We start from the raw sequence: 12362 nt of genomic DNA, 5'->3' as shown, positions 1-12362 counted from the left end.
GTGGGTACAAAAACCGACTCAATGTCCGGGTTATTTGATGAAGTATTTTGAAAGTACGGCTATGAGTACGGAGACAACTAACGCAATAATAATTTTCCAGGTTTGGCCGTTAAGCTCTTTCTGCAGATCTTCTTTAGTGCATAAAGTAGCTTTAATGACAGCTATATCGGTGCCAATGGCAGCAACTTGTTCTTCAAGTTTTTTTACTCGCTCTAACATGTCATTACCTCCGCCATTTCCACTTCCATGCCTGATCGTATCATAATCATCGGCTGTTTCATGAGGTTTGACAACCGTTAAATGCGAGCTGGGGTTTAGCCTAGCTTCAACAGTCTCATTAATCATGTGGCTTTGCTCACTCTAAAATAAGCCCTGTTTGAATGTATTGGCCGCTCATCTTCAAGCAGAGTGGCATCGATGTAGTAAGAGCCCTCTTTATCAAACCTACATTTCAATAGGCTGATGTCAATTGATGCCGCGATGTCTGTCGTGCGACCGTTATTATCGCTCAACCTCACCCACATCCCTCTTTTTGGTGATATGGGAACATCGCCACCTTCTTCAGATCTAAGCACTTGGACCTCAAGGTAGTAAGGTTTCTTGTGCTGCAAACCAATAAAAAATACACCTGCGCTCATAGCAAATTCTGATGGAAATTCCTCACAATCATAAGCGAGGAGTGGAGGTGGTATGTCTCGCATCCCTGTTTCGCCGTTATAAGGAAAGAGAAATGCTATTTTTTCATGTGCCATTTCATCACCCAAACGTCTCTTCCGGCCACTGCGCCTTAAACAAGGCGCATCTTTGTTTCGATAGCCACGCCAATAATTCTGCAGTTGCCATTGATAGGTGTCATTGGCCACTGAGGGTTTAGCCCTTTCAGGTACTTCTGGCTGCCATCAATGATCAGCTTTTTGAAGGTTGCCTCATTGCTATCGGTAAGCTTAGCTACAACTAAACTACCGTTTACTGGCTCCCGGCCTGTATCAAAAAGAACATATGTCCCTTCAGGGATGCTTAACCCCATAGGCGCGGTCATTGAATCCCCGTCAACCTCAAGCCAAAAAGCTTCGCCCTGAATATGCGAATCTGTCTCAAGCCATAAGTCTATGTCTTTTATGGTATAAGGCTCGCAGGCCTCACACCAAGCCCCCGCCTGAACCTTGCTCAAAACCGGATACTTATTGCTGGGGACATAAGTTTCATAATTGGTGACGTTTGCCATATGGTCAGGCGATCCTATTGTTCCGTCACTATTTACGGTGAACTCACGCATACCCAAGTAGCGGAGGATTTTGGCTATATCCTCGATTGCCGGTTCACGCCTTGCATTCAGCCAATGGCTAACCGCACCTTTGGTTAGACCAAGATGCTCAGCAAGCTTTTCCTGATTAACGCCCCGATCCTTCATGAGGGATTTGGCGAGCTCATTCCATTTCATGTTCATCACTAAATCATACATTCTGTATTTCTTTTATCGAGACACATTTTGTATATTAAACTTGCTTGCTATAAATACGAAATGTATACTATTGCTTTAAAGGAGGAACCCATGAACAACTTGCGAAGCATTCGAAAGCAGTTGGGATTGACGCAAGGCGACCTTGCTACCGAGCTTGGGCTAACAAAGGGTGCAATTGGCCATTACGAGAATGGACGCAGAAGCCTCAATGTAGCCCAGTGTCGCCTGATTGTAAGCGTGCTGAACAAGCACGGCGCGTCAGTGGGAATTGATGATCTTTTCCCCCCAACAGCAGCATAAGTACCAACGCTCTTTTCAAAACGGACACGAAGTCCTACGTCGCTGAAAAGCGAATTCCAAACGAAACAACAAACGTTCGTGGCAATAGCTACGGCTTTGTCACGTCTAAATAACTAACCAACAAGGACATTATCAAAAATGGACACAACAACCGCCCGCAACAAAGCGCGAGCAATTGAAAGCAAATTATTAAACAAGATCGCAATCCGTGGCGTCACCAACGTAGCGGAGGCAGTAGGCATAGATAAATCGCAGATTTCCAGGTGGAAGGAATCACTGATACCTCGTATGTCGATGCTTCTGGCAGTGCTGGAATGGGGCGTAGAAGACGAGGAGTTAGCTGTGCTGGCTAAGCAAGTAGCGCGGTTACTCACAAAGCAAAAAGCCCCAACTGCGGGAACAGTTGAGGCTTCTCAAATAACCATCGAATTTTGAACCAATTCAACGAGGTAATTATGACACAAAAGCATATTTCAGGGAACTACCTGAACCACAAAAACCTTGCCCGTCTCGACTCCATCCGCTCTATCAACCCGGTCGTTGCTGAGAAGCTGAAAGGCATGATGCAGGAGCATAAAGCGAAGGAGAAGGGCAAATGAGTAACTTAGCAAGACTAGCAGACTACCGCCCTTCACCAGAGGGCATGGAGCGCAGAGTGGCCGATACCGATGATGGATATACCCGCATCGCTAACGAGCTACTGGAAGCCGTTATGTCAGCCGATTTAACAGCCCGGCAGCTCAAGATCGTTCTTGCGGTAATCAGAAAAACATACGGTTTTGGCAAGAAGCTGGACCGAATCACTAACACACAAATCGCCGCAATGACCGGCATTCATCACACCCACGTTTGCACTGCTAAAAACGAGATGATTGCAATGAACATCCTGATTTCCAGCGGTAATCAAATTGGCGTGAACAAGGTAGTTTCAGAGTGGAATTCAGGCATTAGCCAAGTTAGCGAAACATTAGCTAAGTCAGCTAATAAAAGTTTAGCCAAAGTAGCTAATGACCATTCGCCAAGTCAGCTAAACACAAAAGAAACTATACAAAAGAAAAAAGAAATAACCCCCTTACCCCCTTCGGGTGTAAGCGCTGGGGAAGGAAAATCTTCAGTCAGAAAGTCAGTTCCCTACCAGGCGGTTTTAGAAGCCTACAACGAAGCAGCTGCAGACAGACTGCCAGCTGCTGAAGCCCTGAATGACAAACGCAAGCGCGGTATCAAACGCCTGCTGAACGAGCTGAAGGAGCCTACCGTTGAGGCGGCAGGTAATTACTTCAAAGCCTTCATGAATCAGGCCAAGCCGTTTTACTTCGGTGACAACGACACCGGCTGGCGGGCTAACTTCGATTACCTGTTGCGCAGTGAGACGCTGATTAAAACCCGGGAGGGAAGCCTGTGAGTGATTATTTAACCCCGCCACACAACACCGACGCTGAGCAGGCGGTGCTGGGCGGCATCATGCTGGACGGCGGCGAAGAGCGTAGCCAGAAGGTGCTGGCGATGCTGAAGCCGGAAAGTTTTTACAACAAGGCTCATGGCGCCATCTTCGAAGCTGTGCGTGACCTGCTGAAGCGCAATCAGCCGGTAGACCTGCTGACCGTATCCGATGAGCTGGGGCGCCGCGGGTTACTTGAACAGACAGGCGGATTTGCTTACCTGGCTGAAATCAGCAAAGGCGTACCGTCAGTAGCGAACATCGTTCACTACGCGGCCGCAGTTCGTGACTGCGCAATGGAACGCTACGCCATCAGCAAGTTGGCTGAAGCAACTGAGATGCTCTATACCCGCAGCACGATGAACGCTGTTGAGAAGCTGGAAGCCGTCAGCACCCTGACCAGTCAGATTAGCGACTATGCCAAGACGGGCAACCGCCGCGGAGCCAGAGCTCTGATTGATGTGATGGATGACTGGCTGCGAGAGGTTGAAGGCCGTTTTGATAACACCGGCGCACATCGTGGGCTGTCTACCGGAATCCCTTCGCTGGACGCCATGCTTGAGCCCAAAGGTCTGGTCAAAGGCTCGCTGTTCGTCATCGGCGCCCGGCCAAAGATGGGGAAAGCAATGGCTCTGGATGCAAAGATCCTTCTGCAAGATGGCACCTGGACAACGCATGGGGAAATCAAAGTAGGTCAGAAAGTTGCATCAGTTGACGGCAGCGCCTCCCTGGTTACAGGGGTGTTCCCTCAAGGGGTTCGAAAAATGTATCAAGTCACTTTTGAAGATGGGCGCACCGTTAAGGCAGCAGATTCGCACCTGTGGGAGATAAGCTCATCGAAATTTGATGGCAATCGCATCGTGGACACTGAAAAGTTAGAAGAGATGCTTCAGAGGGTGAGGTATCAAGGGCGGCTGTGCATCCCTTCATTGTCCGGAGATTTTGGAGCATCGGCAGATCACGTTGACGGATGGGTATTGGGGGCGCTTCTTGGTGACGGCTCGTTAACAAAGAGTGTCAAGTTCACCAACTCAGAAGACTACGTTTTGTCTCGAATGGCGGCCAGCGTAGCCCCTCTGAACCTCTGTCATGTAGGTGGTAACGACTACACGATAACGCACCATCGTGGATGCAAAAATCCTCTTCTCGATAAGCTGAGAGAATACGGATTGGTGGGGAGAACTGCGCAAGAAAAAGAAATACCAGAATCTATTTTCAGTGCAGAAAAAGAAACTCGTATCGGTGTCTTGATTGGCCTGCTTGAGACCGACGGGTGGGTTGAGAAATTCGGATGCATTAGGTTCTCATCGGCTAGCAAGAAGCTTTCGCAAGGGGTAGTGAAGCTTGTTCACTCTCTCGGCGGAACAGCCAGAGAAACAATGCGCACTGACATTTCTTATACCTACAAGGGAGAAACTCTTCAGGGGTTAGATGCACAAATGGTTAGCATGAAGTTGCCTGACGAAATTCTGGAGTGCATTAAGTCGCCTCGTCTACGCGCCAATCTTGGCATAAATCGACTCGGAAACCGTGGTGTCGGGATTAAATCCGTTATCGAAATTGAGCCGGAAGAATGCCTCTGCATCATGGTATCCCATCCTCGACATCTCTATGTCACCGATGGCTATATCGTGACCCACAACACAACGCTTTACAGCCAGATGGCGATTAACACGGCGATGCGCGAGAAGCTGCCGGCCGTTCTGTTCTCTCTGGAAATGCCCGATAAGCAAATCTTCGAGCGTATGGTGGGTCAGGCATCTGGCGTGAATACGGATATTTTCTACCGTGGCAGCGATAACGATACCGACTTTGCGTTGGCGAACGGTCACGCAATGGAGCTGGTTCAGTCTGGCAATCTGTTTATCGACGATACGCCCGGCATCACGCTGGCGCACATCGTTGCAGAGTCCCGCCGCATTAAGCGTGAGAAGGGCGCCGTCGGCATGGTGATGGTTGACTACCTGACACTGATGACTGGCGAAAAGGCCGACCGCAATGACCTGTCATTCGGCTTAATCACGAAAGGGCTGAAGAACCTGGCTAAAGAGCTTGGTTGCGTTGTGGTGCTTCTGACGCAGCTTAACCGCGACCTTGAGAAGCGCACCAACAAGCGACCACTCCCAAGCGACTCACGCGACACCGGACAGATTGAGCAGGACTGCGACTACTGGCTGGGTATCTACCGCGAAGGCGCCTACGACGAGAACTATCCGCAGCATGAAACAGAGCTGCTGTTGCGACTTAACCGCCACGGCAAGACCGGCGTTGTGTACGCAGAACAGAAGAACGGCGCCATCTACGACGCTGACCAGCTGGCATATCAGGCTAAGGCCGCAGAGCGCGAAGCCAAGCCGCAGAAGAGAGGGGGATTCTGATGAATAAGTTAACCGCTGAAGTGGCGCGCATGGACATCGTCCATCTGCGTGAGCATCAGGCAGACCCGCATGTAGGCCTGAGCCTGAGGGAAGAGAAGTACCTACAAGCCTTAGAGATAGCCCTGCCAGTGCTGGAGCAGCAAGAGAGTGATGGCTGGATTGAGTGGAAGGGCGGTGAGTGTCCCACAGACATCAGAGATAGAGTAGATATTAAACTCCGGGATTATGGACAATTCACTGACAGGGTATCTGGACGATTGAATTGGGAACAATTCGGAGTGTCAACTGACATCATCGCCTATCGGGTGATTGAGAATGATGGGAGTGAAGGGTGAGGCTTAAAGTTGGCGAAAATGAATGGGCAAATTATTTCCCCCAGGAGAGGCCGTTAAATGGCAGAAGACTGAAGGTATGGGCAGAGCATAGCGGATTTCTTGGTGAAGGGCTGGCAACCGAACGTCGTAAAAGTGGAGGTGGAATATTCGCTGCTGGAAAGCACTTTGATTCCAATTACATTCTGCACTGGATTTACGATGACGAACCGGAGGATGTATGAGCGACAAAGATGAGCATGTACGCGACCTTGAGCGACAGAAGTTTGAATGCTGGTTTGATTCTGAATACAAGCACCTCGAATCTTCCAAATACACCGATGCAGTGCCGCATATTAAATACGGCTTCTGGATGGCATGGCAGGCAGCAATAGCGAGCAAACAGGAGCAGAGCGATGGAGAAACAAACGTATCTCATCAGAGATAACCGAATACGCCAGAACTGCATAGAAGCCATCTATAACCTCCAGACAGACCCGCAGCACCCCATCGAAGTAATCATCCAGGAACGAAAAAGAACAATCTCACAAAACAAACGCATGTGGCCTCTGCTGCAGGATTTGTCGCGTCAGGTGGTTTGGTTCGGCCAGAAGTACAGCCCGGACGACTGGAAGGATTTGATTACTGCCCTCGTAGCGAAAACGAAAAACGAACAGCAGCGCACCGCACCAGGTATCGGCGGCGGCGTTGTCATGTTCGGTTCACGAACGAGCAAGATGCGGGTAAGCGAGATGGTAGAGGTCATTGAGGCTATCTACTGGTTTGGCACAGAGCAGAACGTGAAATTCAGCGACGAGTCCCGCCTCGAACTGGAATGGGCTAAAAGATTTGGAGATAAAGATGGAAAAAATCCTGAGAAGACTAAGAGAAAAGTCAGAGCTAATGCCTAGCGGCTGCATTGAGTGGAGGGGAAGTTATGTATGGGATGGATACGGACAAATAAGCTGGAACTACAAAAAATATCGAGTTCACAGGCTTTCATATGAACTAAATGTTGGCCCTATACCTGAAGGTCACGTCGTCAGGCACAAATGCGATAACCCCAAGTGCATAAACCCAGATCATCTATGTACAGGGACTATATCTCAAAACAATAAAGACTGTAAGGACAGGGGTAGAAATGCCCGTGGGGAGCGACATCACGGAGCGAAACTCACTGAGCGCCAAGTGCTTGAGATTTACCACTCAAAACTGTCAAACATTAAGCTCGCAAAAATATATGGGGTAACAGAGATGACAACCGGACGCATAAAGCGAGGGCAGCTTTGGTCTCACGTTACTAAGCGCTGGGGAGAACAGAACAGGAGCGCAGCATGAGTATCGTCAGAGAAGAAATCCACAACGTACTGTCAGACGGTTTCTGGTACTCGTCTACCGACATCCTCGACGCAGTATGCAAAAAGACCGGCGCGAGCAGGGTACAGGTTAACTCCGCTCTCCACACCATGTCTGGCAGTGGTGAAATCATCAAAGAGCGAGAAGAGACCGGCGCCCGACACTGCCGCTTCCGCATCGGGAAAGAGAAGTTCGCCTTCGGCCGCAGCGCCAATATCTCAATGTTTGACACTCTTCTGAAATCAGTGAGGGCAGCATGAACGCAACCATTCAGACCATCCCAGAGCTACTCGTTACCAACCGTGGCAACTTATCAGACCTTGCTCGTCAGCTTAACTCCAATCGCCGCACTGTCCGGAAATACGCCCGCGACTTCAACGCGACCCAGCATGCCATTGTGAACGGTGTCCTGATGGTTTTTCGCGGTCAGCTTGGCGCGCACAAGAGGGAAGGGAAATGCGACAAAGAGTGAGCCTTACCCAGCGCGCTTTAGACAACCTGATATTCCAGCCCACGAAACGCTCCCGAAACAAACCCAAGCCAATACCTCCCGCCAGCCAGGTCACATCATACGACCACGGCTATCGGCTGCGTGTTGCTATGTGGAATCGGGTGAGGACGGCGCGATGAAACTAACACCAAAACAACGTGGAATTCTGCGAATGAAATTTGGTGGGCGCTGCGCCTATTGCGGTTGTGAATTACCGGAGAAGGGTTGGCATGCAGACCATGTCGAAGCCGCATTGAGGAAGTGGGAGTTCGGGCCGCGCCGCGCAGATGGTTCTCGGCGGACGGTAGCCACAGGCGAACATTGGCGCCCTGAGCATGACGTAATGGAGAACCTGTTCCCGGCATGCGCCCCATGTAATCTCTTCAAAGCCACATTTAGCCTAGAAACATTCAGGGAGCAGATAGCTGAGCAAGTGGAAAGAGCCAGGCTATATAGCGTCAACTTCCGCACAGCTGAGCGTTTCGGCCAAATCCAGGTAACGGCATCGCCAATCGTTTTCTGGTTCGAGAAATATCAGGAGCAATCCAATGACGCAGCATGAAGATCCAACCTGTGCTGACTGTGGAATGCCCCTGTCACCAGACGAGACATTCGTATGCAGTGACTGCTGTGCTTTCTACACGATATTCAGAGACCCGAACTATTACGACATAGGGGGTGATAATGCCAAAGGCGATTAAACCGCCGAAGCCAAAGAAGTTCCGTATCTGCCCTGAGAAGTTTATCCCCCGCAGCACCACCCAGACAGTTTGCTCCCCTAAATGCGCCATCCAACTCGCCAACCAGTTATCTGAACGCAACAGAAAGCGTCAGGAGAAGCTACAGCGCGATGAATTACGCATACGCAGGGAAAGACTCAAGACAAAATCGGACTGGTCTAAAGAGGCTCAGGTTGCGGTTAATCGGTATATCTTCTGGCGCGATTATGGGAAGCCATGCATAGCTTGCAGTAGGACACTTAACTACGGCGTCCGGGGCGGGGCAGTAGACGCAAGTCACTACCGGTCACGAGGCTCGGCATCACATCTTCGGTATAACGTTTTTAACATCCATGCGGGCTGCGTTCGGTGCAACCGCGAACTATCCGGGAATCTCATCCCGTTCCGCATAAACCTCATCGAGAAGATTGGCGCTGATCGCGTCGAGAAACTCGAACACGACAACACGCCGCGCAAATTCGATATCGACTACCTGAAGCGAATGAAGGCCATCTTCACGCGCCGGGCCCGTCATTACGAAAAGCTACGCAAAAGACATCTGGAGGCAGCATGAAATGCAAGGTTGATGGGTGCGATCGTGAATGCAATCACTATCCCGGCAAGGGGTATGTCAGATGCATTACTTCAGAATGATGCGCTATGGCACGTATGAACTCACAAAAAATGGAAAGAGGAAGCCCCGCTCGAAAAATGCAAAGGGCTATCAAATGCTTCACCTTCCAGACCATCCGCTGGCTATGGCAAATGGCTCAGTCTATGAACACCGCAAAGTGGTGTACGACCAATATGGCGAAAACCTTCCCCCATGTGAACTGTGCATGAAAGTCGTTGACTGGAAAACGGCACATATCGATCACAAAGATGACTCTGTAGACAACAACCGCAAAGGAAATCTGAGGGTTTTATGCAGAGCCTGCAACGTCATGCGCTCACGCGTTCATATACCTCAGCACACTGTGAAGCGCCGACATGCCATCACATTTAACGGGGTAACGAAAACAGCAACTGAATGGGCAAGAGACCCAAGGGTTACCGTCGCCGGGAAAACGATAATCCTGCGTCTCAAAAGAGGAATGACGGTTGAGCAAGCGCTCTTTGGCGAAAAGATAACTCACCGCGGCACCAAAGCTAAATCTAGGACTCCTCTTTACGGCGAATACCAAGGGCCAAAAACTTCGGAGGCAGCATGACCGAATACCTCAAAGAGAAGTGGCTGAAGCTTCGCATCATGAAAATGCGCGGCATGGCAGAGATAAATTACCGGATCATCCGCAACACAGCGAAAATCATGGGGGTTAAGCATGCACGCTGAAGCACTGACTCAGTTAGCACAGGTTATGCGAAAATCCGACCTGAAGAAGCGTTACCTCAAGCCCGTAAAGCTCATAACCCCTTTGCAGTCAGCATGGGTTCGTTGCCTGCTTGATGTGTGGGGCGAGAAGTACGGCGGAAGAGTAGGGCCGGATAGTGGGAAATGCAGCGTAATCGGCCGCCTGATGATTCGGCAAGAGTGGAACGACAGGGAATCAGAGCGGATTATGGATGTTGTGAACAATCTGCATAAGCAGGGCTATCGCGGAGATGAGCTGTTCATCAAAGCGAAGCAGCTCATTAACCCACAGCACTCAGTAAGCAATCTTCTCGACCGCGCCAACGAGCAGGAAGATGCTGACCTGGTTGAATCCGTCATCTGCAGTACGTTCGCACCTGATAACCCGATTCGTCATGTAGCCATTAAATACTACTGCGATCGCAAATGCGCGCAAGATATTGCGTACGAGCTTTCGCGGCTAACCGGCATTCACCCTGAAAACGCTAAAACGCGTATCAAATGGTGTCGTCAGTTGCTTGAGGCTTCCGTATATCACGCAATCAGGAATGAAGTGGAAGCTAAAAGATTCGATAATGCTGCGTAAATGCGATAAATCGCAAAAATATTTACCGATTCACTTGAAAACGTCACTTGGGCCTGGTACATTTCTGTTATGCTCGTGACAAAAGTCGTTGAGCAACAGAATCTCAGCCCTGACATAACCCGTCGGGGCTTTTTTGTTTTTGCTATCGTAGCTTAATTGGTTAAAGCACCCGACTCATAATCGGTCGATTGAAGGTTCAATTCCGTCCGATAGCACCATATCTATAAGACCAGCCATAGAGCTGGTTTTTTCGTTTTTGCGCACGACGAATCCCTTACCACACTCCTCGTGATCCCTTGTCGTCGATGCGCATTTTGTTCCTTTCAACAATGACACACAGCCACCCCGAAGGCGGGAGGTGGAGATGAAACGTATGCCCGAAAAAGATCCTGGGTTCTGGGCAAGCCTTATAGCCTGGCTCTATGCCCACAGAAACGAATCCGGTTATGCAGGACTTGCGGGCGTAATGGCTCTCCTCCGCGCGACATATCTCGGTAAAGAGCCGTGGCCTCGTCGTCTTCTCGATGCGGCGATGTGCAGCTTCTTTGCTTTCTTCCTTCAGCCAACGCTGCAGGTGATTGGCTCTGTATTTAACTGGAACTTCAGTGAAGACACGACTCGCGTTGCTGCTGTTTTCCTTGGCTTCCTTGGTGTGGATTACATCTCGTCGAAAATCCGGCGCCAGATTGATAAACGATTTGGAGACAGTGATGTTAACAGCCAGTGAGTTTCAAAGAGCTGCCGGCGTCAGTGATGTTCTGCGCGATGCCTGGTACACAAACATTGCAATGGCGATGAGCAAATACGGCATTAACACGCCGCTGCGTCAGGCTCATTTCATTGCACAGACCGGCCATGAATCTTCTGGCTTCCGCAAGGTGGAAGAGGGACTGAACTACAGCGAAAGCGCACTGCTTTCCATGTTCAGTAAGCGCATTACCCCGACACAGGCCAAGAAGTACGGCCGCAACGAGCTTCACGCTGCCGACCAGAAGATGATCGCGAGCATCATTTACGCGAACCGGAACGGCAATGGCGATATCGAATCAGGTGACGGCTATCGCTATCGCGGGCGCGGACTGATTCAGATTACCGGCAAGGCTAACTATGCCGCTCTGGTAGAACAGCTTGGTGCTGACGTGGTTGGCAATCCTGACCTGCTGACCGGATACAAGCTGGCTGCCGAATCGGCTGCGGCATGGTGGAAGAATCACGGATTAAATGAACTTGCTGATTCTGATGATGTTACCCGCATCACCAGAATCATTAACGGTGGCTCTAACGGTTTAGATGACAGGAAATCCCGCCTCACAAAGGCTAAGGGGATTCTATGCTCAACGTAATCAGCTTCATCCGAAATTACTCACATATCATCATTATCGGTCTCGTCTGCATTGCTTTGTGGGGATTGAATGCCCGCAACGGCCAGTTGATGGCAACCAACGACAGGCTGGAAAAGCTCGCAAACAGTAAAGACGAACAAATAAACGACCTGCGATCGAAAAATGATGACCTGGCATCCAGCGTTGATGCTCTGGTCACTGCAGTAAATCAGCAAAATGCCGTCATGTCTCAGGTCACTGAGCAACGGGCTTTAACAGCACAGCAAAACAGGAAGCTCCAGAATGAAATCAAGCGCTATCTGGCGGCGGACAAGTGCGCTGTCGCTCCTGTTGACAGCAATGCTGTTGACCGGCTGCGCGAAGCCGCAAAATCCGCAGGTGGAATACAGGGCGATAAAAAGTCCGCAAATCAGCCTGCCGGCGGAGCTTACCAGCCCCATTGATGTTCCGTCCGTGCCCGAGACGCTGACATTTGGCGAAAGCGTAGAGCTTAATGCAGAGCTGTATGGCGTGCTTGGTCAGTGCAATATTGACCGGGCAGCTATTCGGCAAATCGAAATTTCCAGATCACAGTGACAAACCCCAAGAAGATTCACCTTCAGTAACAGAGCAACATCAGCCTGACTTC

At 50.1% G+C, this 12362-nt stretch carries 24 protein-coding genes, 1 tRNA gene and 2 pseudogenes; 24 read left to right on the top strand and 3 right to left on the bottom strand.

What is annotated here, in order from left to right:
• Positions 1-30 precede the first annotated feature (30 nt).
• The 3 genes from C2E15_RS15075 to C2E15_RS15065 are packed head-to-tail and all read right to left on the bottom strand — an operon-like array spanning position 31 to position 1462.
• Complete coding sequence (locus C2E15_RS15075; RefSeq protein WP_104958095.1) at positions 31-345, bottom strand: hypothetical protein; 315 nt, start codon at positions 343-345, stop codon at positions 31-33.
• Complete coding sequence (locus C2E15_RS15070) at positions 342-764, bottom strand: hypothetical protein (RefSeq protein WP_128861299.1); 423 nt, start codon at positions 762-764, stop codon at positions 342-344. The genes C2E15_RS15075 and C2E15_RS15070 overlap by 4 nt, the downstream gene beginning before the upstream one ends.
• Before the next feature lie 23 nt (positions 765-787).
• On the bottom strand, positions 788-1462 hold the full coding sequence (locus C2E15_RS15065) for a LexA family protein (protein ID WP_425438016.1): 675 nt from the start codon (positions 1460-1462) through the stop codon (positions 788-790).
• 90 nt (positions 1463-1552) lie between these two features.
• Between C2E15_RS15065 and C2E15_RS15060 the strand changes: the two genes are divergently transcribed.
• From C2E15_RS15060 to lysC, 24 genes and pseudogenes are all read left to right on the top strand, one after another.
• The gene (locus tag C2E15_RS15060) at positions 1553-1762 is read left to right on the top strand and encodes a helix-turn-helix transcriptional regulator (protein WP_085071328.1); all 210 of its coding nucleotides are present in this window, start codon (positions 1553-1555) and stop codon (positions 1760-1762) included.
• Positions 1763-1900: 138 nt separating this feature from the next.
• Complete coding sequence (locus C2E15_RS15055) at positions 1901-2197, top strand: CII family transcriptional regulator (RefSeq protein WP_104958093.1); 297 nt, start codon at positions 1901-1903, stop codon at positions 2195-2197.
• Between the two features lie 20 nt (positions 2198-2217).
• Complete coding sequence (locus C2E15_RS21750) at positions 2218-2361, top strand: hypothetical protein (protein ID WP_167391886.1); 144 nt, start codon at positions 2218-2220, stop codon at positions 2359-2361.
• Positions 2358-3164, top strand: coding sequence for a replication protein (locus tag C2E15_RS15050; protein WP_245912283.1), 807 nt, complete (start codon positions 2358-2360; stop codon positions 3162-3164). The genes C2E15_RS21750 and C2E15_RS15050 overlap by 4 nt, the downstream gene beginning before the upstream one ends.
• A pseudogene (locus C2E15_RS22095) lies at positions 3161-4525 on the top strand (DnaB-like helicase N-terminal domain-containing protein); the annotation flags it as partial. The gene C2E15_RS15050 and the pseudogene C2E15_RS22095, both read left to right, overlap by 4 nt.
• Positions 4526-4843: 318 nt before the next feature.
• Positions 4844-5578: pseudogene (locus C2E15_RS22090) on the top strand (DnaB-like helicase C-terminal domain-containing protein); the annotation flags it as partial.
• Complete coding sequence (locus C2E15_RS15040) at positions 5578-5913, top strand: hypothetical protein (protein ID WP_104958092.1); 336 nt, start codon at positions 5578-5580, stop codon at positions 5911-5913. The pseudogene C2E15_RS22090 and the gene C2E15_RS15040, both read left to right, overlap by 1 nt.
• 217 nt (positions 5914-6130) lie before the next feature.
• On the top strand, positions 6131-6337 hold the full coding sequence (locus tag C2E15_RS21505; protein ID WP_128861301.1) for a hypothetical protein: 207 nt from the start codon (positions 6131-6133) through the stop codon (positions 6335-6337).
• Positions 6306-6800, top strand: coding sequence for a recombination protein NinB (locus C2E15_RS15035; RefSeq protein ID WP_104958091.1), 495 nt, complete (start codon positions 6306-6308; stop codon positions 6798-6800). Before C2E15_RS21505 ends, C2E15_RS15035 begins: the two co-directional genes overlap by 32 nt.
• A complete protein-coding gene (locus C2E15_RS22360; protein ID WP_104958090.1) occupies positions 6751-7227 on the top strand; it encodes an HNH endonuclease signature motif containing protein in 477 nt (158 codons plus the stop codon). Before C2E15_RS15035 ends, C2E15_RS22360 begins: the two co-directional genes overlap by 50 nt.
• On the top strand, positions 7224-7505 hold the full coding sequence (locus tag C2E15_RS15025) for a hypothetical protein (RefSeq protein ID WP_104958089.1): 282 nt from the start codon (positions 7224-7226) through the stop codon (positions 7503-7505). The genes C2E15_RS22360 and C2E15_RS15025 overlap by 4 nt, the downstream gene beginning before the upstream one ends.
• On the top strand, positions 7502-7717 hold the full coding sequence (locus C2E15_RS15020) for a protein ninH (protein ID WP_104958088.1): 216 nt from the start codon (positions 7502-7504) through the stop codon (positions 7715-7717). Before C2E15_RS15025 ends, C2E15_RS15020 begins: the two co-directional genes overlap by 4 nt.
• Entirely contained in the window at positions 7702-7875 is a 174-nt protein-coding gene (locus C2E15_RS15015) for a NinE family protein (RefSeq protein WP_104958087.1), read from the top strand. The genes C2E15_RS15020 and C2E15_RS15015 overlap by 16 nt, the downstream gene beginning before the upstream one ends.
• Entirely contained in the window at positions 7872-8297 is a 426-nt protein-coding gene (locus C2E15_RS15010) for an HNH endonuclease (protein ID WP_104958086.1), read from the top strand. The genes C2E15_RS15015 and C2E15_RS15010 overlap by 4 nt, the downstream gene beginning before the upstream one ends.
• Entirely contained in the window at positions 8284-8436 is a 153-nt protein-coding gene (locus C2E15_RS22355; protein WP_104958085.1) for a protein NinF, read from the top strand. Before C2E15_RS15010 ends, C2E15_RS22355 begins: the two co-directional genes overlap by 14 nt.
• A complete protein-coding gene (locus C2E15_RS15000) occupies positions 8420-9028 on the top strand; it encodes a recombination protein NinG (RefSeq protein WP_104958084.1) in 609 nt (202 codons plus the stop codon). Before C2E15_RS22355 ends, C2E15_RS15000 begins: the two co-directional genes overlap by 17 nt.
• Before the next feature lie 61 nt (positions 9029-9089).
• Complete coding sequence (locus tag C2E15_RS14995; protein WP_245912282.1) at positions 9090-9665, top strand: HNH endonuclease signature motif containing protein; 576 nt, start codon at positions 9090-9092, stop codon at positions 9663-9665.
• Positions 9662-9787 (top strand): YlcG family protein, encoded by a 126-nt coding sequence (locus tag C2E15_RS14990; protein ID WP_104958083.1) that lies wholly within the window; start codon positions 9662-9664, stop codon positions 9785-9787. The genes C2E15_RS14995 and C2E15_RS14990 overlap by 4 nt, the downstream gene beginning before the upstream one ends.
• On the top strand, positions 9777-10391 hold the full coding sequence (locus C2E15_RS14985) for a hypothetical protein (protein ID WP_104958082.1): 615 nt from the start codon (positions 9777-9779) through the stop codon (positions 10389-10391). The genes C2E15_RS14990 and C2E15_RS14985 overlap by 11 nt, the downstream gene beginning before the upstream one ends.
• A gap of 141 nt (positions 10392-10532) precedes the next feature.
• Positions 10533-10609 (top strand) — tRNA-Ile (locus C2E15_RS14980).
• Between the two features lie 146 nt (positions 10610-10755).
• On the top strand, positions 10756-11118 hold the full coding sequence (locus C2E15_RS14975) for a phage holin, lambda family (RefSeq protein WP_245912280.1): 363 nt from the start codon (positions 10756-10758) through the stop codon (positions 11116-11118).
• Positions 11102-11734 carry a glycoside hydrolase family 19 protein gene (locus C2E15_RS14970; protein ID WP_104958081.1) on the top strand — a complete coding sequence of 211 codons (633 nt, stop codon included), beginning with the start codon at positions 11102-11104 and terminating at the stop codon, positions 11732-11734. Before C2E15_RS14975 ends, C2E15_RS14970 begins: the two co-directional genes overlap by 17 nt.
• The gene (locus tag C2E15_RS14965; RefSeq protein WP_104958080.1) at positions 11722-12177 is read left to right on the top strand and encodes a coiled-coil domain-containing protein; all 456 of its coding nucleotides are present in this window, start codon (positions 11722-11724) and stop codon (positions 12175-12177) included. The genes C2E15_RS14970 and C2E15_RS14965 overlap by 13 nt, the downstream gene beginning before the upstream one ends.
• The gene (gene lysC, locus C2E15_RS22350; protein WP_425438015.1) at positions 12074-12310 is read left to right on the top strand and encodes an Rz1-like lysis system protein LysC; all 237 of its coding nucleotides are present in this window, start codon (positions 12074-12076) and stop codon (positions 12308-12310) included. The genes C2E15_RS14965 and lysC overlap by 104 nt, the downstream gene beginning before the upstream one ends.
• Positions 12311-12362 lie beyond the last annotated feature (52 nt).

The organism is Mixta gaviniae (genome assembly GCF_002953195.1).
In the GTDB taxonomy this organism is placed as follows: Bacteria; Pseudomonadota; Gammaproteobacteria; order Enterobacterales; family Enterobacteriaceae; genus Mixta; species Mixta gaviniae.
The sequence above is the reverse complement of the archived record's forward strand: the minus strand, read 5'-3'. Positions and strand labels throughout refer to the sequence as shown.